We start from the raw sequence: 17596 nt of genomic DNA on the forward strand, positions 1-17596 counted from the left end.
CCCGCTTGCCTTGCGGCAGCGGGTTGTGGCATTTTGGTGGTGGGTGGCTGACCATCTGCCGACCGGCCTCCCGAGCTTATGAGCACTGGCGCGGATTGCTGCAGGCACTGGCGAATTCACACCTCACTTCAAATCTTCACTGCTGATGCGATACCCCATCGCCCGGTAGCCACGCTGCCGCTTGTCCCACATCCGCAGCAGCGCCGGATGGCCGGTGTCGACGAAGTCGATGATCCGCACGTCAGTCTTGCTGGCGTGCTCGCGGTGCAGGCGCCCGGCGTACTGCTGCAACGTGCCCTTCCAAGACACCGGCATCGCGAGGACCAGGGTGTCGAGCGGCGGGTGATCGAATCCCTCGCCAACCAGCTTGCCGGTGGACAAAAGGACGCGCGGCGCGTCGGGCGGTAGTGCATCCAGGTCCGCGACCAGCGTCGCTCGTTGCTTCCTGGACATTCTTCCGTGCAAGACGAACGGGGCCGGTTGCAGGCTGTCGAGTTCCGTCTTGATGGCATCGAGGTGTTCTGTGCGTTCTGTCAAGACCAGCACCTTGCGTCCCTGCGCGACGGCATCGCGCACCTCGGCGGCAATGGCAGCTGTTCTGGCCGAATCGTTGGCGAGGCACCGGAAGACGTCCTGAATGCCAGCATCGGTCGGCACGTCGATCCGGCCGAAGCGTGAACGAGGCAGCACTTCCAGATCGCGCGGTGCCCCGGCTGGCTTGGCGGCCGTGTATCGGATCGGTCCGCACTGCATGAAGATGATTGGCTGCTGCCCGTCGCGGCGAATCGGTGTCGCGGTCAGGCCCAGCACGTATTTCGCCTTGGTCCGCTTGAGGATCGCGTCGAAGGAGACTGCGCCGACGTGGTGGCACTCGTCGACGACCACCTGCCCATAGCCCTCGACCAGCGGGTTCACCTCACCCTGGCGGGAGAGGGACTGCATCACGGCGATGTCGATCTTTCCAGTCGGTTTGGCCTTGCCGCCGCCGATGGTACCGACCACGCCTTTGGCGCCCCCCAGAAAGGCTTGCAGGCGCTCCTGCCATTGCTTGAGCAACTCCGTGCGATGCACCAGCACCAGGGTGTTGACGCCCCGCCGGGCGATCATCGCGGCGGCGGTGACCGTCTTGCCGAAGGCAGTTGGCGCGCACAGCACGCCAGCATCGTGGGTGAGCAGTCCTGCAACAGCGGCTTCCTGATCGAGGCGCAGACTACCGACAAAAGACACGTCCAGCGGCTGACCGCCGAAGCGTTCGTCTCGCAGGTCACAGGCAATGCCGTTCTCTCGCAGCAAGGACAGCGCGGCATCCAGGCAACCGCGCGGCAGGGCGATGTGCTGGGGATAGCTCTCGGCGCAGCCAATGACGCGCGGCTTGTCCCACACCGACATCCGCATCGCCTGGGCCTTGTAGAACTCAGGGTTTTGGAAAGCCGCCAACCGGATCAGCCGGTTGGCCAGAGCCTGCGGCAACTCGGCCTTCTCGAAATAGATCAGATTGGCCAGCGTGACGGTCAGTGACTTCGGCATCGGACCGGCCAGTTTCTTGGCCGATGTGTTCTCGCGCTTCCAGGGCGTGGCCAGGTCCTCGTCGTCGATGAAGGTGACGTCCAGCGGATGGACGCCACCCGTGGCCCGGAGGATGGTCGGCTCGATATCGTGCGCGGCCATCGGCTGGATGGACGCGAGGAACGCCCATTGATCAGGGTACGGTCGCAGATCGGAATCGACAAAGACGCTGAAACCCTGCTCCCTCGGACCTTTCTGTAGCGGCAAGGCGATCAGGTTGCCAAACCCGCCTTTGGGCATGGTGTCCTGGTTCGGGAACAGTCGGTCATAGGATTCCAGCTTCAGTTGCCGGGTGCGAGCACAGGTATGGGTGATGATGGCCGTGCCCAAACGGCGGGCATCACGTGCTGAAACGCGGCTGGCAAAGAACACCCACGCATGCGCTCCATTCCCGGAGCGGGAAATCTCCAGCGCCACTGGTACGCCCAGTTCATCGCAGGACTTCAGGAATGCCAGCGCATCGTCTCGCCATTCCGCCTCGTCGAAGTCGACCGCGAGGAAATAGCAGCTATCGTCCTCCAGCAACGGATACACCCCGACTGTGTGCTCACCGGCCAGATGGTCGTAGATCACCGCGTCGGACAGCGGAATCAGCAGACGATTGCTGCAGTCCCCGCACTTGATGCGCGGCTTCTCGCAGACACCGGCGCGCCATTCGTTTGCACACGCGGGCGCGTAACCAGTCTTGCCGGAGGTCTTGCCCTCCCAGCGGATCGGGTAAACATCCGTGCGCCCACGAAACAGCCGACGGAACAGTGCCACCTTCTCGGCGGTGGAAAGCTTGGACGGCTCAGGCTCTCGCGCCACCAGGACGACCGGTTGCGGCGCACGCCACTGGATACCGTGCGATTCGAGCAGTGCGATCAGGCGGGCGTTTTCGGCTTGCAGCGCTGCCAGTTCACCGCCATTCGCTGGAACAACTGCTCCATGATCGCGCCAACCCCTCTCCTCGGCTGGGCGATACTCTGCCGAATGCGGAGACCTGTACAACATTGCCAGCCCCTCAGACCTGCCCGCCGACGCCCTTGAACTTCTCCACAAATGCGGCGATTTTCTGGAACACGCTTTGCTTTTTGGTCAGGTACTGCGGATTGAGCGGACTCATCTTGGGCAAAACGGAATTCAGCTCCGTGCCACTGTCGCTGGCAAATTCACGCTTCAATGATGCGGTGATGTAGCGCTTGGCCGCTTCGGCGTTCAGGCTCTCGGAGTTGATCAATTCCTGCGCTTCACGCTGCTGCTCCGCCTGTGCAAAAGTGAAGAAGGCGTCTATCACGCTGGCCTTGTCGCCGATCTTGTCCAGATCGGTCTGGTTGATGAAGTCCACCAGTAAGCTCTCTTTAGCGCGGTTGCCCAAGCTAGCCCGAATCACCCGGCGCACTTCATCCACCAGTTCCGACTTGCTCTTGATCTTCTTGTTGTGCTCGAAGATCAGTTCCAGGATGTAGTCAAGGTTGATCTCTTGCGACTTGAGCAGATCCACCTCAAAGACGACATCATCCCAGTCGATGGTGGACTTTTCCTTCTCGGCCCCCGCCTGCTCACGGCGGAGCCAGTCGCGTACATCGTTGTAGGTCGAGCGGTAGTCCTGCACCTTCCGTTCGGCCGGGAGTGTGATGGCTTGGAGCGCGGTCAGATCGTCATCATTCAGATAGTGCTTGGCCTTGAACGCCTCCACCGCAGCCGGATTGGCCATGTCAACGCTTTGCAACTCTTTCAGGCTGGCGAACTCGTCGTAATTCTGCAGTATGTTCTCCACGCGCAAATACTCACCAAACAACTTGGCGAAAGCCTTTTTGTCGGCTTCCTTTTCAATAGCTGCGGGATCGGGAAAGCGTGCTTCCAGTTCCTTCACGACGTCCATAAAGCCACGCCGCGCCTCACCGGTGACCGCATCGGTGAAGCCTTGCATGTACTCCTTGTAGCTCTTCTCCAGCACCACGTTCTTGGTGTTCTTGTCGCCGAACAGGGTGATGGCATCAATGGTCGCCTGCTCCAAGTCGCGGAAGGTGACGATATTGCCGAAGGTCTTGGTGGCGTCGAAGATGCGGTTGGTGCGTGAGTAGGCCTGCATCAACCCGTGGTAGCGCAGGTTCTTGTCGACAAACAGCGTGTTGAGCGTAGGCGCATCAAAGCCGGTCAGGAACATGCCCACCACGATCAGCAGGTCGATCTCCTTGGCTTTGACCTGCTTGGCCAGATCACGGTAGTAGTTCTGGAAGCCATTGCTGTCCACGCTGAAGTTGGTTTTGAACAGCGTGTTGTAGTCCGCGATGGCCGCGCTCAAGAACTCCTTGGCGCTGCTGTTCATGGCCGAGACATCAAAGCTCTCGTCCTGAATGTCGCCAATCGCATCCTGCTCCTCGTTGGCTGCGAACGAGAAGATGGTGGCCACCCTCAATGGCCTGTCGCTGCCTTTCTGCAACTCCCTGAAAGACTCGTAATACAGCTTTGCAGCGTCCACACTGCTGACGGCGAACATGGCATTGAACCCTTTATTACCCGCTTGCAAGCGGTGGGTTTTTTGCCGAAAGTTGTTCAGGATGTACTGAGTGATCTCGCGAATGCGGTCGGGGTGCAGCAAGGCTTGCCTGTTTTCCGCTGCGCTGAGTTTCTTCTCGTCCTGCACGGTTTCAATGGCCTTGAACTGCGGGCGCACATCGTTGTAGTCCACCTTGAATTTCAATACCTTCTCGTCACGGATGGCATCGGTGATCACGTACGAATGCAGTTCACGGCCAAACACGCTGGCGGTGGTCTCAGCGCCCAAGGCGTTTTCCGGGAAGATCGGCGTACCGGTAAAGCCAAACTGACAGAACCGCTTGAACTTCTTCTTTAGATTCTTCTGTGCTTCACCAAACTGGCTGCGATGGCACTCATCAAAAATGAAGACCACCTGCTTGCCGTAAATGGGCAAGTCAGCCTCGCTCTTCATCAGGTTATTGAGCTTCTGGATGGTGGTGACGACGATCTTGTTGTCGTCCTTGTCCAGGTTACGCTTCAGGCCAGCGGTGCTGTCCGAGCCGTTCACGCTGTCCGGTGAAAAGCGCTGGTATTCCTTCATGGTCTGGTAATCCAGATCCTTCCGGTCCACCACGAAGAAGACCTTGTCGATGAACTCCAACTCAGTGGCTAGACGCGCCGCCTTGAAACTGGTCAGGGTCTTGCCCGAGCCGGTGGTATGCCAGATGAAGCCACCGCTTTCAGTACTGCTCCAGTTCTTGGCCTGATACGCGCAGTTGATCTTCCACAGAATGCGTTCCGTGGCGGCAATTTGATACGGGCGCATCACCAGCAACGTATTGCTGACATCAAATACCGAGTAATGCAGCAGCACATTGAGCAGGGTGTGCTTCTGAAAGAAAGTGGCCGTGAAGTCCTTCAGATCCTTGATCAGGCTGTTGTCCGCCTTCGCCCAGTTCATGGTGAAGTCGAAGCTGTTCTTGTTGCGCTGCGTGGTGTTGGCAAAGTAACGGCTGTCGGTGCCGTTGGAGATCACGAACAGCTGCAAATACTTGTACAGGGAATGCTCGCTGTTGAAGCTCTCCTTGCTGTAGCGGTGCACCTGATTAAAGGCTTCGCGAATCGCCACGCCACGCTTCTTTAATTCCACCTGCACCAGCGGCAAGCCATTGACCAGAATTGTCACATCGTAGCGGTTGGCGTGACTGCCAGTTTGTTCAAATTGCTTGATCACCTGCACCTTGTTGCGGGCGATGTTTTTCTTGTCCAGCAGATAGATGTTCTGGATGCGGCCGTCGTCAAAGACAAAGTCGTGGATGTGGTCGTCGTGAATCTTGCGGGTTTTTTCGACGATGCCATCACTGGGCTTGTCCAACCATGTCTCGACAAGGCGCAGCCATTCGCCTTCAGCGAACTGCACGTTATTGAGTGTTTGTAGTTGCACGCGAACATTGGCGAGCAGAGCCTGCGGCGTGGTCAGTCCGGGCAGGTATTCATAGCCCTGGTTTTGCAAATCCTGAATGAACTCGCGCTCGAGATCACCCTCGCTCTGGTAGCCTTCAGCGACCTTCCATTCCGGGGCGTATTTGTCCAGAACGATGAAGTTCTTCGATTCGGCAATGGTCTTGTAGTCACTCATTGGGCTTCTTCTCATCAACTTGGATCAGCGCAGTCAACTCGCTCTCAATCTCTTGTACCGTCGGTAACTGGGACTGCACCGACAACGGGATGTCCTTGGTGATGAACGAGCTCACTCCCATGGGCTTGTGAATATCGCGCAGGGCGTACTCCACATCCAGCTTGTCCTTGTCTTTGCACAGGATCAGGCCAATGGTTGGCTGGTCGCCGTCGCCGCGCAATTGGTCGTCCACCGCCGACAGGTAGAAATTGAGTTTGCCGACGTATTCGGGTTTGAATTCACCCGCCTTGAGCTCGATCACCACGTAGCATTTCAAACGTGCGTGATAGAAGAGCAAGTCCAGAAAGTAGTCCCTGCCATTGACTACCAGCGGGTATTGCCGCCCCAGGAAAGCAAAGCCTTTGCCCAGCTCCAGCAGAAACCGGGTGATCTGCGCCACCAACTGGTTCTCGATGTCGCGCTCCACCGCCTGGGCGCTGAGGGTAAGAAAGTCGAACACATAAGGGTCTTTCAGGCTTTGCTGAACCAACTCGGACTGCGGCGCAGGCAGGGTCTGGGCGAAGTTGCCCACTGCCTGGCCCACGCGCTCATGGAAGCGCTGCTCAATCTGCCACTCCAACACCGTGCGGCTCCAGCCGTGTTCGGCGCAGGCCTGGGCGTACAGCAACACCAGATCTACCGACTTCACCTTGGCCAACAGGGTGCGCACGTGTCCCCAAGGCATTTGTCCCACGGGCTGTGGGACAACTTCAAAGCGCGGGCTGAAGAAGGCATAAAACTGCCGCATGGCGAACAGGCTGGTGCGCGAAAAGCCTTTCATGCCGGGGTAGCTGGCCTGGAGGTCTTGCGCCATTTGCTCCACCACCGCCGAGCCCCAGCCGCGTTCGCGCTGCCAAGCATCCAGCTGCCGGCCAATGTCCCAATACAGGCCAAGCAACTCTGCATTGACCGCCAGCACGGCGCGAACTTGCGAGCTCTGTATGCGGTGCTTGATGGCCGCCAACGCTTGGCGGTAATCGGTGTGGTGGGTGATTTCGCTCATACCATCAGGCTCCCTGTTGCTGCCAAAAGCCGTGACTGTTCTTCAAGTGATCAAGCAACAGTTTGACCGTGGCTTGCTCCGCTGGCGTGGGCTGTGCAACGGCTTCGTTGGACAGCGTGCTGTGGCTGGTGAAATTGATGATGCGGCTGTAGTACAGCTGCTTGTCATCTGGCAACAGCTCTGACCACTTCGGGTAACCCAGGAAGCTGGCCGTTTTCTCGTACAGATTGCGCAGCAGCTTGAAGTGAAACCGCTCGACCCGGTTGCCAGCAATGGCCTGCTCGATGGTCTGCAGCAGGTGCAAGTGATACGAAAAGCTCTTGTTGGAATCGCCGGACTTTTCGGTCAGCGTATAGCTGCCGTCGTCCAGGCGCTCCAGCATGTAGCAGGCTTTGTTGCTGAACTCATTGAACAGCACGTTGTAGAACAGCGGGCTGTGCGTGGTGATGATGAACTTCAGGTCGGACTGACTTGATTTGATCAAACCCGCCAAGTTGACCGCCAGCTCGATCAAGTGGTTTTCATCCAGTGAGCTGACCGGATCATCAATGAAAACGTATTCCAGCTTGTTGAAGACATCCGTGGAGCGATTTTCGGCTTCGGCGATGTTCAGCTCAGAAATCAACTGCTCCAGTAGCGCATTGAAAACGCTCCAGATGAAATTGCTCTCTTCGCCTTTAGAGATTTTGATGTGCGGCTCTTGCTGATTGTTGCCGCGCTCAAATGAAAAACTGACAGACGAAAATTCGCTGCTGAAATGTGGCGTCAACTTGTCGCTGGTGTAACTCTGAAAGGTGGCCGTGATGCTCTGGTCCTGGCCTTGTTCTTCCAGCACCCACCGGGTGAACGCGTTGGGCTGGATGATTAACTTGGGTTCAACATCCTGCTCCAGATCGTTCTGCCAATAGAACAAATCTTCCGTGAAGGCGCTGTAGTAAAGGACCTTCTTGTCTGCCAAAGCAGACGCCTGAGCCTCTTCGCCCTCCGCCTTCGGTGCAATCAACTCCTTGAACGCCCGCGACAGGCGCGTCTTGCCCGTGCCGTTGAAGGCATAGAGCAACTGCACCTTTTTGTTGGCGTGTCGCAGCTGCTGGGCGATTTCCGTCAGCGTCTTGCCCATGTTATGCCGCTACCTCTTCCGGCTTGGGAAAGCTCAATAACAGATCGCGGTAATACGCGTATTGCTTCTGACGCAGCTCGATCTCGCGCGGCAAACCTTCGCTAATGGAAAATGTAAGCGCCTCAAGTTTATCCAGAATAGAAACAATGCGTTTTTGTTTCTCAAGAGACTTTTCTGGGCTTGCCGGACAAGGGATAGGTACAGGAATTTTCTCAACCTGATGACTCATCAGTTTTGGATTGCCCATCCCTGAGTAGACATGCTTCTGCGCTTCAACTGAAAGCCAGTAATACAAGAACTTGTAGTTTAATTTTGATTCATCGTTGATCTTTATAAGCCCACACACATTGGTAATGGAAAATTTGCCTGTCCGATGAAATACAGTCCCAGCGTTAGCACCATCAGTCGTCCAGCTAATGAACTCTCCATCAAAATCGAACGTATCGATTTTTCCAATCATGCCGTTGTTGGCAGTCTGAGAGCTGAACACCGGAAAGGGCCCAGCATTCTCGGCGAGGTAGCCTTTTGACATCACGCGGCCACGCCTCAATGTTGTCAGCTCCCCAAGAGTTTGCCACTCCACCTCCCCATCTTCAAAACGCAACAACTGATCTCGATAGTGGTTGTATTGTTTCTTGCGGGCTGTAAGCTCGGCTGTAAGCTCGGCTGTAAGCTCGGCTGTAAGCTCGGTGAATGCGTCCAGAATGCGGACGATTTCGGCCTGGATTTCCAGCGATTTTTTGGGGTTTTCTGGGCAGGGGATAGGGATTGCGAAATCCTTCACCTTTGCGTCTGATATGGCGGGATATGCAGAGCCACTTTGGTTCTCTTCGACGTATGCTTTGAAATCACGGGAAGCGATCCAATGAAGAATCCATTTCGGCAGAACCACCTCTCGCTTGGCGCGTAAAACGCAATAGCCCGTGCTGGCAACTTCGCCGGAATACTCTTCACCAATTAAGCAATACCGTTGTTGAGCGGGACGCGTTGTAGCAAAAATCAAGTCATCTTTTTCAACTAGCTTCTGAGCTCGACTCGGTGCGTTGCTGGCTTGAATTTCATTCGTCTCGACGATTGCTTTGGCCTCGATGTCAACGGATGTTAGATCGATGTAGCGATAGGAACGCTTTGCATCACGCCACCTGATGTTGCTTGTAGGCAATGTGATCTCACCCAGCGCCCTCCACTCCACCGCCACACCATCCAGCAGTTTGTCCAAAAAGTCCACGCCGCTCATGCCTCCAGCTCCTCGCCTTCAATCTCCGCCACGATGGCGTCAATGTCCTTGCGCAGCTGATCAATCTTGGCAACCGTGGTTTTCAGCTCGGCATTGAGCTGGGCGATGTTCACCACCTCGCGGTTGTCCTTGGCCACCACGTAGCTGCTGACCGAAAGGTTGTAGTCGTTGGCGGCGACCTTCTCAAACGGTACGGACTGAGCAAAGTGCTCGACGTTCGCCTTGCTATCGAACACCGCCATGATCTGGTCGATGTGCGAGTCCAGCAGCACGTTGTTGTTGGTTTCTTTCTTGAACAGGCCACTGGCATCAATGAACTGGGTGTGGGTGTCGGTCTTGTGTTTGGACAGCACCAGAATGCTCACGGCTATGGTGGTTCCGAAGAACAGGTTGGGAGCGAGCGAAATCACCGTTTCCACATAGTTGTTGTCCACCAGGTACTGGCGGATCTTTTGTTCGGCCCCGCCGCGGTAAAAAATGCCGGGAAAGCAGACGATGGCCGCACGGCCTTTGGCTGAGAGGTAGCTGAGCGCGTGCAACACAAAGGCAAAGTCGGCCTTGGATTTGGGCGCCAGCACACCGGCCGGGGCAAACCGGTCATCGTTGATAAGGGTGGGGTCGTCGCTGCCCACCCACTTCACCGAATAGGGCGGGTTGGAAACAATGGCATCGAAGGGTTTGTCATCGCCAAAGTGCGGCTCGATGAGGGTGTCGCCCAGCTCGATGTTGAATTTGTCGTAGTTGACGTTGTGCAGGAACATGTTCATCCGCGCCAGGTTGTACGTGGTGTGGTTGAGTTCCTGGCCAAAGAAGCCGTCTTCGATGATGTGGGCGTCAAACTGCTTTTTGGCTTGCAGCAGCAGCGAGCCAGACCCGCAGGCGGGGTCGTAAATTTTGTTGATGCTGCTTTGCCCGTGCATGGCCAGCCGGGCGATCAGCTTGGAGACCTGCTGCGGCGTGAAAAACTCGCCCCCAGACTTGCCCGCGTTGGCAGCGTAGTTGGAGATGAGGAATTCGTAGGCGTCGCCAAAAAGGTCGATGTGGCTGGCGTCGAAGTCGCCGAAGTCCAGCTCGGCCACACCTTTGAGCACAGCGGCCAGGCGGGCGTTTTTGTCTTTGACGGTGTTGCCCAGGCGGTTGCTGGTGGTGTCAAAGTCGGCGAACAGGCCACGGATGTCGCGCTCGGACGGGTAGCCCAGGGCGGAGGTTTCAATGGCAGAGAAAATCGCTGCCAGGTCGGTGTTCAGGCTGTCGTTAGTGTTGGCACTGGCGGCCACGTTGGCGAACAGCTGGCTGGGGTAGATGAAGTAGCCCTTGGTTTTGATGGCGTCGTCGCGGATGTCTGGCGTGATGACCACGTCGTTCAGCGCGGCGTAGTTGATGCTCTCGTCCCCGCCTTCGATGTAGGCCGCAAAGTTTTCGCTGATGAAACGGTAGAACAAGGTACCCAGCACGTATTGCTTGAAGTCCCAGCCGTCCACGGCGCCTCGGACGTCATTGGCAATTTGCCAGATCCGGCGTTGAAGTTCGGCGCGTTGCTGAATGCTGGTCATGTTCGGTTTCCTGTCAAATCGTTCGTCTTGTCTTCATCCGCGCCACCGGCGCGAACCCACTCATCCACTTCAGACACCTGGAACTTCCACAACCGCCCCACGCGGTGCGCGGGCAGGCTCTTGCGGTCGATCCAGCGGTAGATCGAATCGCGCGTCACGCCCAGATGCTCGGCGATCTGATCTACGGACACCCATGGTTCAGCGGTCATTGCAGCGCTCCGGCAGCAGGGGTTCGGGTCGCATAAAATCGGTTTCAATCGTAAAGGTTGCAATTTATCAGGTTGGAGGGCGGCAGACGAGGGTTCGATGCCGTGGGCATCATCTTTTTCTTGGCTTCTTGATCGTTCAGCGCGTGAATGGTGGCGTCATCAATCAACCCGGAGCCCACCATGACCACCCAGCCCACCGCCCTCGATGCCTACCTGCAACGACTGCCGATGATCCTCGACAAGATCGAGGCCCTGCTGCAACTGGCCGACGACCACTTCGGCCATGACCCTGACGCCATCCACTGCGGCCACGTTGGGGACCTCGGGCGGGTAGATCAGGCGCTGGATGACCTGCTGGCGATCTTCGACAGCCAGGCCAAGTAAGGGATGCGACGATGGGAACCCTGCTCAAACTCTCCCCGTCCCAAAGCCTGCTGCTGCACACCGCAGCCCACCGTGCCGATGGACGAGTGATGCCACCAGACACCCTGCGCGGCGGCGCACGGGTCAAGGTGCTGACTGCACTGCTGCAGCGCGGGTGGATCGAGCCTGCCGATGACGGCCACGTGCTGACCGACGCGGCTTATGTGGCCATCGGCCTGCAACGGTCCACACCACCAAATGGCGTCCAGCCGATGGACACCATCGGTGATCTCCAACTTCTGGAGGGCATCCCGATCCGCCCCGACACCAAACTCGCCGCGCTGGTGGTGGCGCTGCGCCGCCCGCAGGGGGCGACCAGCCTGCAACTGATGCTGGCCACTGGCTGGCAGCCCCACTCCGTGCGCGGAGCCATCTCCGGGATGCTACGCAAGAAGCTGGGCCTGAACGTGGTGCTGGCGCACAACGACAGCGGCGAACGGGTGTACAGGGTGGTGTGATCAGCCGCCAAGGGTGTCCAGTTTCTTCAGGCCCTGCGGATGCCCCGGCGTGTCTGACGCATCGGACACAGTTCCACGTAACTCTCTATACGCGTGCGCGTGCGCGCGCCTCACGGAAAGTTACGACAACCTGTGTCCGATGCGTCAGACGGGGTGCAAAGGCTCGTGGGCCGATTTCTGCACCCCAGTCAGCGAATCGGCTGCAAACCCGCACCAGCATTGAGTTTTCGTCCCTGGCCGTTTTCGCGCGCACCGGGGTGCAAACCTGCAAACCCGGTACGCACCAAGGTTCGCACTCTCCTCTTTCCCAACAATCCCGCACACGTCAGCGTTGACGCGGCATTCAGCCCGTTGACCCGCACCGCCAAGTGCGAACCGCAAACCCTGCAAACCTTGTTTCCTGGCCAGACGGTAGCGCAATGCTGCGCTCGCGCCCCCCGTATTGGAATATCGTCAGGAAGGACCCCTTTCGCCTGGGGCATGTATGCGTGCGCGGGCCATAACAATAGGCGGTGACCATCACCATCGCCACAACCATCACGGTCGATGGCCCGCTGTGACAGTGGTGATGGTTGTGACGGTCGCCGCTTATTGTTTACACCGGCGAAAGCACAGATACGCCCTGGCGATCCGACCGTCACACGGCGTCAGGCTCCTGCATCCACGCCGGGATATCCCGCTGTCCGTGCAGCACGCGCCAGACATCGATATGGTCCGGACGCTCAACGTAGAACACGAGGTGCGGGTAGCGCATCAGCGGCCAGGCGCGCAGGCCCGGCAGGTTGAGCTCATGGGCGTAGCGTGGAGAACCTGTGGCCGGGTGGCGACCGATGTGCCCGTAAGCCTTCTCCAGCGCATCGATGAAGCCGAGTGCCACGGCTTCGTCCGCCTCACTCAGGTAGTAGGCGACGGCCTCGTCCACATCCCGGTTGGCCTGCTCACGCGGGATGACTGGCTTGGCCTTCACGCCTTGGCAGCGGGTTTGGCGGCCTTGCGCGCCCGGTCACGCAAGCCTTCGAAATAGCTGGCATCAGCAGTGGCCGCCGGGGCCGAGGCAGCTCCGGCCAACAGTAGGTTGCGCAATTGCAGGCGGTCTTGATCCTTGCGGATCAACTCGCGAACGTACTCGCTGCTCGTGCCATAGCCGCGCTGGCTGACCTGCTCATCCACGAAGGATTTGAGGGTGTCGGGGAGAGAGATGTTCATCGTGCTCATGGCGCAAGTGTGGGTTCTTTGGCAAAATTTGGCAAGACCCGTATTCCACCATACCGAAAGAAGGCATCCATGCCCAACCCAAACAACTGCCTGCGCTACTGGGACCTGGCCGACCATATCCGCATCGATGACGCGATTGCCCTGTGGTGCGGCGTGGAGCCTGCCGAGCTCGCCAGTCTGAACTTCGAGACCCAGTGCATGAGCGCCAAGCGGGCCGCGCTGGTCACCGCCCTGCGCACGGAACGCCTCGAATATGAAGACCTGGGCATTCTCACTGCGCGTGGCCAAGTGTTCAAGGGCGCTCCCATCGACGAGTTGCTGGAGAAGGATCGTCTGGTGATCAACAAGGCCAGCCTGCGCCGGTGGTTCGAGCAACTGCCGTTCGAGGATCGCCCAGCCTTCCTGTTTGACGAGGCCCGCCAAGCGGTGCTTCCCGATGGCAGCGAAGCCGCCGAGATGAACAGCCTGAAGGCCATTGCGCTGATGGCGCACCTGCTGGCCAAGTCCGCCAGTAAATACCAAGTCGGCAACCGCCCGAACGCCTCTGCCATCAGCGAAGCCGTCATCCAGGCGGCCGAAGAACTGATGCCCAGCGACACGCGCGGCCTACTGTCCTTCAACAAGAAGTTGGGCGAGGCGCTCAAGCTGTTCGGGCCGGAGATCAATCGGCACCGGACCTGACAATAGATTTTTGAAGTTCAGAAAACCTTTCTGAACTTCCTGTTCGCCAAGTTCGAGGCGAACCACGATGGCGGCATTCCAAATGAACCCGAAGGAATGCCGCCATGCCCAAACGGGCCCGAACATCACACATTGCCAGCACCGCTGATCTGCGTGCTGAATTCTGGCAAGCGCCCGTCGAGGCCTTGCTCGACCGTAAAACAGCCGCCGCTGGCATGGGCTACACCGTCGGCTGGCTGGAGTGGTCTGCCACCCACGGCGGCGGCCCCATCCTCACCAAAATCGGACGCACCGTCCGCTATCGCAAGGCCGATGTGCTGGCTTGGCTGGAAGCAAACAGCCGCCGCATTAGGCGCACCTCCGAACTGGCGGAATGGGGGTGATGGTGAGCGCGCTCATCCCTTCCCCGGACGGAGCAGTAGAGAACGACCGTCACCACCATCACGACCATCACACGGTCGAGATGGATGCTGCGGCCACTCCGGGGCCAACACCTGACGCCGATCCTGTTGGTGTGATCGAGGTGGCACTGGTTCGTCTGGTGGATGACGTGGGGGTGCTGGCCGAAGAAGACGTGGTGCGCGCCTTCTCCATCCTCAAGGCCACGGACCTACCCGGCTACTTGCGCCTGCGCCACGCCGCCAAGAAGGCGAACCGTGACTGCTCGGTGACGATGCTCGACAAACTGGTGCGAGACGAACTGCCCGGCAGCGACGACGACGCCAGCGCGCTCGATGAACTGGTCGCCTTGGCCCGTGCGCAGTGCCAGTTGCACCACGATGCGGACCGCAATGCGGTGGCCGTGATTCCCATGCCCAGTCGGCGCGAAGTGTGGCGGGTGTATTCCTCTGGCTTCGAGGAATGGCTGCGGGCCGCGTACTGGCGTGCCAAGGAAATGGGCGTGCCGGAGACCACGATGAAATCGGCACTGGCCACGCTCGCCGCTGCAGGCATCAACGATGGCGACGAGATCGAAGTGCATGTCCGCGCCGCCCGCTGCGACGATGGCTACCTGATCGATCTGGCCGATGAGCAGTGGCAGTCCATCCACGTCACCCCGCAAGGCTGGCGGGTGGTGAACGAGTCGCCGGTGTATTTCACCCGCACGCCTTCGATGCGCCCGCTGCCTATGCCGGTGACCCATGGCGATGTCGGGTTGCTCTGGCAGCACACCAACATCCCGGCACACAGCCGCGTGATGGTGCTGGCGTGGCTGCTGGATTGTTTCCGCCCGGACACCCCCTTCCCGGTGCTGGAACTGGTGGGCGAACAAGGCTCGGCCAAGTCCACCACGCAATCCGTGCTGCGCAGCCTGGTCGATCCGAACAAGGTGATGCTGCGCGGTAGACCCAAGACGGTGGAGGACGTGTTCGTCGCCGCCGCCAACAACTGGCTGGTCAGCTACGAGAACCTCTCTGGCCTCACGCCCGAGCAGCAGGATGCCTTTTGCACCCTGGCCACCGGCGGCGGTTTTGCCTCGCGCCAGCTCTACACCAATGGCGAAGAGCACGTGATGGAAACCAAGCGGCCGGTGGTGCTCAACGGCATCGCCGTGGTCGCCACGCGACCGGACCTGATCGACCGGGTCATTCACGTCGATCTGCCGACCATCCCCGCAGATGCCCGGCGTGACGATGCGGACACGCACGCAGGCTGGGAACGTGATCAACCCAAGGTTTTCGCCGGTCTGCTCGATCTGTTCTCGGCTGCGCTGGCGATTCTGCCGACGGTCAAGCTCACCCAGAAGCAGCGCATGGCTGATTACGAGCGCCTGGGCGAGGCAGTGGCCCGCGCCCTGGGCTTTGCCCCTGGTGAGTTCCAGCAGCAGTACGCCGAACTCGTGCGCGCTGGCATCGACCGTGCCTTGGAAAGCAACGCCGTCGCGCAGGCCTTGGACAAGTACCTCGCTGATCGCATCCTGCCGATCAACTGGCAGGGAACCGCCGGTCAGCTCTACGACCTGCTGAACGCCCACAGCATCCCCGACCGCAGCAGTTGGCCTCGCTCGCCCAAGGGTCTGTCGGACCAGCTGCGCCGCATCGCCCCGGCCTACCGCGCCAAGGGCATCGACATCACGCATCTCGGCCACAGCCGTGAGGGCGCGCGCTGGCGCATTGCCCAGACCCGTTCCCAAACCAATCCTGCCACGCCACCCGGCATCGAGGGTGGCACTCGATATGGAGCTCACCGTGAGTAATCCCAACTTGCATCCCGTCTGGGCCAAGGCCCTCGGCGTCACGCCGCAGGCCACCAGCCCATCCACCTCTGCCGAAACGCAGCTGTCCCCGCTGGCTGCCGCGATTGCGGCGATGACCGGGCAAACCCACTCCCACCAGGGTTGGCAGGCCACCAGCCATCCCCGCCGCCCCGGCGCGCCGGTCGGCATCAAGAAGCAGGTGGGCCCCGGCCTGTGGGTCAGCACCGTCGCGCGGCCCGGCGACGCCCTGTATCCCGCTTGACCCTCGTCCACCCCTGACCAAACTCGGAGACCACCACCATGAAACTGAACCCGTTCAGCAAGAAGTCCAACCCCTACCTGGACAAGATCAAGTCTGAGCACGACGCGCTCAATCTGGAACTCACGCCCCTCAAGGCCGAATTGGCGGAGGCGGAAGCCGAGCACGCTGCGGCACGCGAGAAGCAAAACCGGCTGCGCGATGCCGCTGGCTCGATGTCGATGAACACGCCACCGGCAGCCAAAGCCCACTGGCCCATCCTGTGCGAGGCCAATCAGCGGATGGAAAGGCTCAAGTCGAAGGTGTCCAACCTGGAGAGCCAGCTGCGTCCGCTGCAGCAGGTCCTGGCCACACCCGAGCGCTTTGCACTGGCCCGCAAGCAGCTTGACGATCTGATGGCACAACGCAAGGCGCTCACCGCTGAGGTGCAGACGGTCGATGGCCAACTGACCAAGATCGCCAAGCGGCTGGTGGACCTCGAAGCGCGCATTGTTGTCGAGACGAAGTCGGCATCTCGGGCGCTGCTGGACACCGAAGCGGAATTCGTGGTGCCCGAAACTTTGACCAAGCTGGAGGTGGAGTTGCGCATCACCCGCGCATCGCAGGCCGAGCTTGAGCGCCAGCGTGATGCAGTCCAGGCCCAGCTTGGCGGACTTCCTGATGCGGTGCGCAAGGCGAGGGATTACTTCATCCACTGCCGTGCGGCAATGGCCGAAATCGAGCTGCACGAACAGTTGATGCCGGTCATGAACGCATTGGCTCGCGCCTCGGCGGCCCGGCGCCAGATCAACTACCACCACGACGAAAGTCGCTTCCCGGTTGAGATTCCTCGAGCCTTGATCGAAGCGGCTGGCGATGCACTGACGGCAGAAATGCCAGCGGCTTGATCGTCACGCCACCCGCCCACAGGCGAATTGGGTCCTTCCTCGCCATAAAGCAATACGGGGGGCGCGAGCGCGCTGCCCCGCTACCGACAGACCCCGAAACAGGGTTACCAGTTACCACCCCGGTTACCGCCCGGTGCCGTGCCGGGTTACCACTCAAGGAGCCTTTGATGAACCACACGACAGAACCCCAAGCCACCGGCGGCAGCCGCCACGTGCCCGTTGAACCCCTGCAGCACTACAACCCAGAAGTCGAGCAGCGCTTGCAAGGCTGGTTTGCCAGCGGCCAGCCGCTGGTCTGGATTCCCATCCTCAGCCAGGAAAACTTCCCGGACGTGCCGCAGCAACTCCTGGACTTTGCCGACCACTACCAGGAGGCGATGCGCTGGCCCATCCAGCATATAGATGAACTCCTGCAGTTGCCCAATGGCATCACCGGCTGGTTGATGCCGGCCACGGCCAGTGACACCGACGTGGCCTGCGGGGTGTGGAACGGCGAGGTCTACATCCTGGGCATCAAGGACCGGCGCACCGGCAAACCCCAGACGCTGCTGGGAGAGCGTGTCGATGTTGCGACAGGGCAAGCCGACGACCTCGAACAGAGCGCGGTTTGACTTGGCTTCTGGTCGCCACAGCGCGTTCATGGATCT

The 17596-nt window shown here is 59.5% G+C and carries 17 protein-coding genes; 8 read left to right on the top strand and 9 right to left on the bottom strand.

The features are described from left to right. Positions 1–123: 123 nt before the first annotated feature. Genes ACVMK0_RS01045 through ACVMK0_RS01075 form a run of 7 tightly spaced genes read right to left on the bottom strand, consistent with a single transcriptional unit; the run spans position 124 to position 10829 of the window. Positions 124–2559, bottom strand: a complete 2436-nt coding sequence (locus ACVMK0_RS01045) for a TOTE conflict system archaeo-eukaryotic primase domain-containing protein (RefSeq protein ID WP_476464004.1) — start codon at positions 2557–2559, stop codon at positions 124–126. Positions 2560–2569: 10 nt separating this feature from the next. Further along, on the bottom strand, positions 2570–5668 hold the full coding sequence (locus ACVMK0_RS01050) for an HsdR family type I site-specific deoxyribonuclease (protein ID WP_476464005.1): 3099 nt from the start codon (positions 5666–5668) through the stop codon (positions 2570–2572). Continuing rightward, complete coding sequence (locus ACVMK0_RS01055; protein WP_476464006.1) at positions 5661–6710, bottom strand: PDDEXK nuclease domain-containing protein; 1050 nt, start codon at positions 6708–6710, stop codon at positions 5661–5663. The genes ACVMK0_RS01050 and ACVMK0_RS01055 overlap by 8 nt, the downstream gene beginning before the upstream one ends. 4 nt (positions 6711–6714) lie before the next feature. Next, positions 6715–7830: an anticodon nuclease gene (locus ACVMK0_RS01060; protein WP_476464007.1), complete on the bottom strand. Its 1116-nt coding sequence runs from the start codon at positions 7828–7830 to the stop codon at positions 6715–6717. Position 7831: 1 nt separating this feature from the next. Beyond that, positions 7832–9067 carry a restriction endonuclease subunit S gene (locus ACVMK0_RS01065; RefSeq protein ID WP_476464008.1) on the bottom strand — a complete coding sequence of 412 codons (1236 nt, stop codon included), beginning with the start codon at positions 9065–9067 and terminating at the stop codon, positions 7832–7834. Beyond that, a complete protein-coding gene (locus ACVMK0_RS01070) occupies positions 9064–10620 on the bottom strand; it encodes a type I restriction-modification system subunit M (protein WP_476464009.1) in 1557 nt (518 codons plus the stop codon). The genes ACVMK0_RS01065 and ACVMK0_RS01070 overlap by 4 nt, the downstream gene beginning before the upstream one ends. Continuing rightward, on the bottom strand, positions 10617–10829 hold the full coding sequence (locus tag ACVMK0_RS01075; RefSeq protein ID WP_476464010.1) for a helix-turn-helix domain-containing protein: 213 nt from the start codon (positions 10827–10829) through the stop codon (positions 10617–10619). The genes ACVMK0_RS01070 and ACVMK0_RS01075 overlap by 4 nt, the downstream gene beginning before the upstream one ends. A 180-nt stretch (positions 10830–11009) precedes the next feature. Here ACVMK0_RS01075 and ACVMK0_RS01080 point away from each other — a divergent pair, with 180 nt between their 5' ends. Together ACVMK0_RS01080 and ACVMK0_RS01085 are read left to right on the top strand one after the other, a co-directional pair. Next, positions 11010–11213, top strand: coding sequence for a hypothetical protein (locus ACVMK0_RS01080; protein WP_476464011.1), 204 nt, complete (start codon positions 11010–11012; stop codon positions 11211–11213). Positions 11214–11224: 11 nt separating this feature from the next. Next, complete coding sequence (locus ACVMK0_RS01085) at positions 11225–11710, top strand: DUF3489 domain-containing protein (protein ID WP_476464012.1); 486 nt, start codon at positions 11225–11227, stop codon at positions 11708–11710. Between the two features lie 637 nt (positions 11711–12347). Here the strand turns inward: ACVMK0_RS01085 and ACVMK0_RS01090 are convergent. Together ACVMK0_RS01090 and ACVMK0_RS01095 are read right to left on the bottom strand one after the other, a co-directional pair. Then, the gene (locus ACVMK0_RS01090) at positions 12348–12677 is read right to left on the bottom strand and encodes a type II toxin-antitoxin system RelE/ParE family toxin (protein ID WP_476464013.1); all 330 of its coding nucleotides are present in this window, start codon (positions 12675–12677) and stop codon (positions 12348–12350) included. Continuing rightward, a complete protein-coding gene (locus ACVMK0_RS01095) occupies positions 12674–12925 on the bottom strand; it encodes a type II toxin-antitoxin system ParD family antitoxin (RefSeq protein WP_476464014.1) in 252 nt (83 codons plus the stop codon). The genes ACVMK0_RS01090 and ACVMK0_RS01095 overlap by 4 nt, the downstream gene beginning before the upstream one ends. A gap of 69 nt (positions 12926–12994) precedes the next feature. Here ACVMK0_RS01095 and ACVMK0_RS01100 point away from each other — a divergent pair, with 69 nt between their 5' ends. The 6 genes from ACVMK0_RS01100 to ACVMK0_RS01125 all read left to right on the top strand — a co-directional run bounded on the left by ACVMK0_RS01100 (position 12995) and on the right by ACVMK0_RS01125 (position 17560). Next, entirely contained in the window at positions 12995–13606 is a 612-nt protein-coding gene (locus tag ACVMK0_RS01100; protein WP_476464015.1) for a hypothetical protein, read from the top strand. Positions 13607–13710: 104 nt separating this feature from the next. Next, complete coding sequence (locus ACVMK0_RS01105) at positions 13711–13989, top strand: hypothetical protein (protein ID WP_476464016.1); 279 nt, start codon at positions 13711–13713, stop codon at positions 13987–13989. Continuing rightward, the gene (locus ACVMK0_RS01110) at positions 13989–15803 is read left to right on the top strand and encodes a hypothetical protein (protein WP_476464017.1); all 1815 of its coding nucleotides are present in this window, start codon (positions 13989–13991) and stop codon (positions 15801–15803) included. Before ACVMK0_RS01105 ends, ACVMK0_RS01110 begins: the two co-directional genes overlap by 1 nt. Beyond that, a complete protein-coding gene (locus ACVMK0_RS01115) occupies positions 15784–16065 on the top strand; it encodes a hypothetical protein (protein WP_476464018.1) in 282 nt (93 codons plus the stop codon). The genes ACVMK0_RS01110 and ACVMK0_RS01115 overlap by 20 nt, the downstream gene beginning before the upstream one ends. A 38-nt stretch (positions 16066–16103) precedes the next feature. Continuing rightward, entirely contained in the window at positions 16104–16949 is an 846-nt protein-coding gene (locus ACVMK0_RS01120) for a hypothetical protein (protein WP_476464019.1), read from the top strand. A gap of 167 nt (positions 16950–17116) precedes the next feature. Beyond that, positions 17117–17560 (top strand): hypothetical protein, encoded by a 444-nt coding sequence (locus ACVMK0_RS01125; RefSeq protein WP_476464020.1) that lies wholly within the window; start codon positions 17117–17119, stop codon positions 17558–17560. The last annotated feature ends 36 nt before the right edge of the window (positions 17561–17596 follow it).

It is taken from the genome of Serpentinimonas sp. SSL01 (assembly GCF_056323735.1).

Excerpts from the sequence above, each read along its gene's own strand:
- ACVMK0_RS01080 (WP_476464011.1), top strand. The coding sequence starts at position 11,010 with ATGACCACCCAGCCCACCGCCCTCGATGCCTACCTGCAACGACTGCCG.
- ACVMK0_RS01060 (WP_476464007.1), bottom strand. The coding sequence starts at position 7,830 with ATGGGCAAGACGCTGACGGAAATCGCCCAGCAGCTGCGACACGCCAAC.
- ACVMK0_RS01125 (WP_476464020.1), top strand. The coding sequence starts at position 17,117 with ATGAACCACACGACAGAACCCCAAGCCACCGGCGGCAGCCGCCACGTG.
- ACVMK0_RS01045 (WP_476464004.1), bottom strand. The coding sequence starts at position 2,559 with ATGTTGTACAGGTCTCCGCATTCGGCAGAGTATCGCCCAGCCGAGGAG.
- ACVMK0_RS01115 (WP_476464018.1), top strand. The coding sequence starts at position 15,784 with ATGGAGCTCACCGTGAGTAATCCCAACTTGCATCCCGTCTGGGCCAAG.
- ACVMK0_RS01100 (WP_476464015.1), top strand. The coding sequence starts at position 12,995 with ATGCCCAACCCAAACAACTGCCTGCGCTACTGGGACCTGGCCGACCAT.
- ACVMK0_RS01055 (WP_476464006.1), bottom strand. The coding sequence starts at position 6,710 with ATGAGCGAAATCACCCACCACACCGATTACCGCCAAGCGTTGGCGGCC.
- ACVMK0_RS01085 (WP_476464012.1), top strand. The coding sequence starts at position 11,225 with ATGGGAACCCTGCTCAAACTCTCCCCGTCCCAAAGCCTGCTGCTGCAC.
- ACVMK0_RS01105 (WP_476464016.1), top strand. The coding sequence starts at position 13,711 with ATGCCCAAACGGGCCCGAACATCACACATTGCCAGCACCGCTGATCTG.
- ACVMK0_RS01095 (WP_476464014.1), bottom strand. The coding sequence starts at position 12,925 with ATGAGCACGATGAACATCTCTCTCCCCGACACCCTCAAATCCTTCGTG.
- ACVMK0_RS01065 (WP_476464008.1), bottom strand. The coding sequence starts at position 9,067 with ATGAGCGGCGTGGACTTTTTGGACAAACTGCTGGATGGTGTGGCGGTG.
- ACVMK0_RS01075 (WP_476464010.1), bottom strand. The coding sequence starts at position 10,829 with ATGACCGCTGAACCATGGGTGTCCGTAGATCAGATCGCCGAGCATCTG.
- ACVMK0_RS01110 (WP_476464017.1), top strand. The coding sequence starts at position 13,989 with ATGGTGAGCGCGCTCATCCCTTCCCCGGACGGAGCAGTAGAGAACGAC.
- ACVMK0_RS01120 (WP_476464019.1), top strand. The coding sequence starts at position 16,104 with ATGAAACTGAACCCGTTCAGCAAGAAGTCCAACCCCTACCTGGACAAG.
- ACVMK0_RS01050 (WP_476464005.1), bottom strand. The coding sequence starts at position 5,668 with ATGAGTGACTACAAGACCATTGCCGAATCGAAGAACTTCATCGTTCTG.
- ACVMK0_RS01070 (WP_476464009.1), bottom strand. The coding sequence starts at position 10,620 with ATGACCAGCATTCAGCAACGCGCCGAACTTCAACGCCGGATCTGGCAA.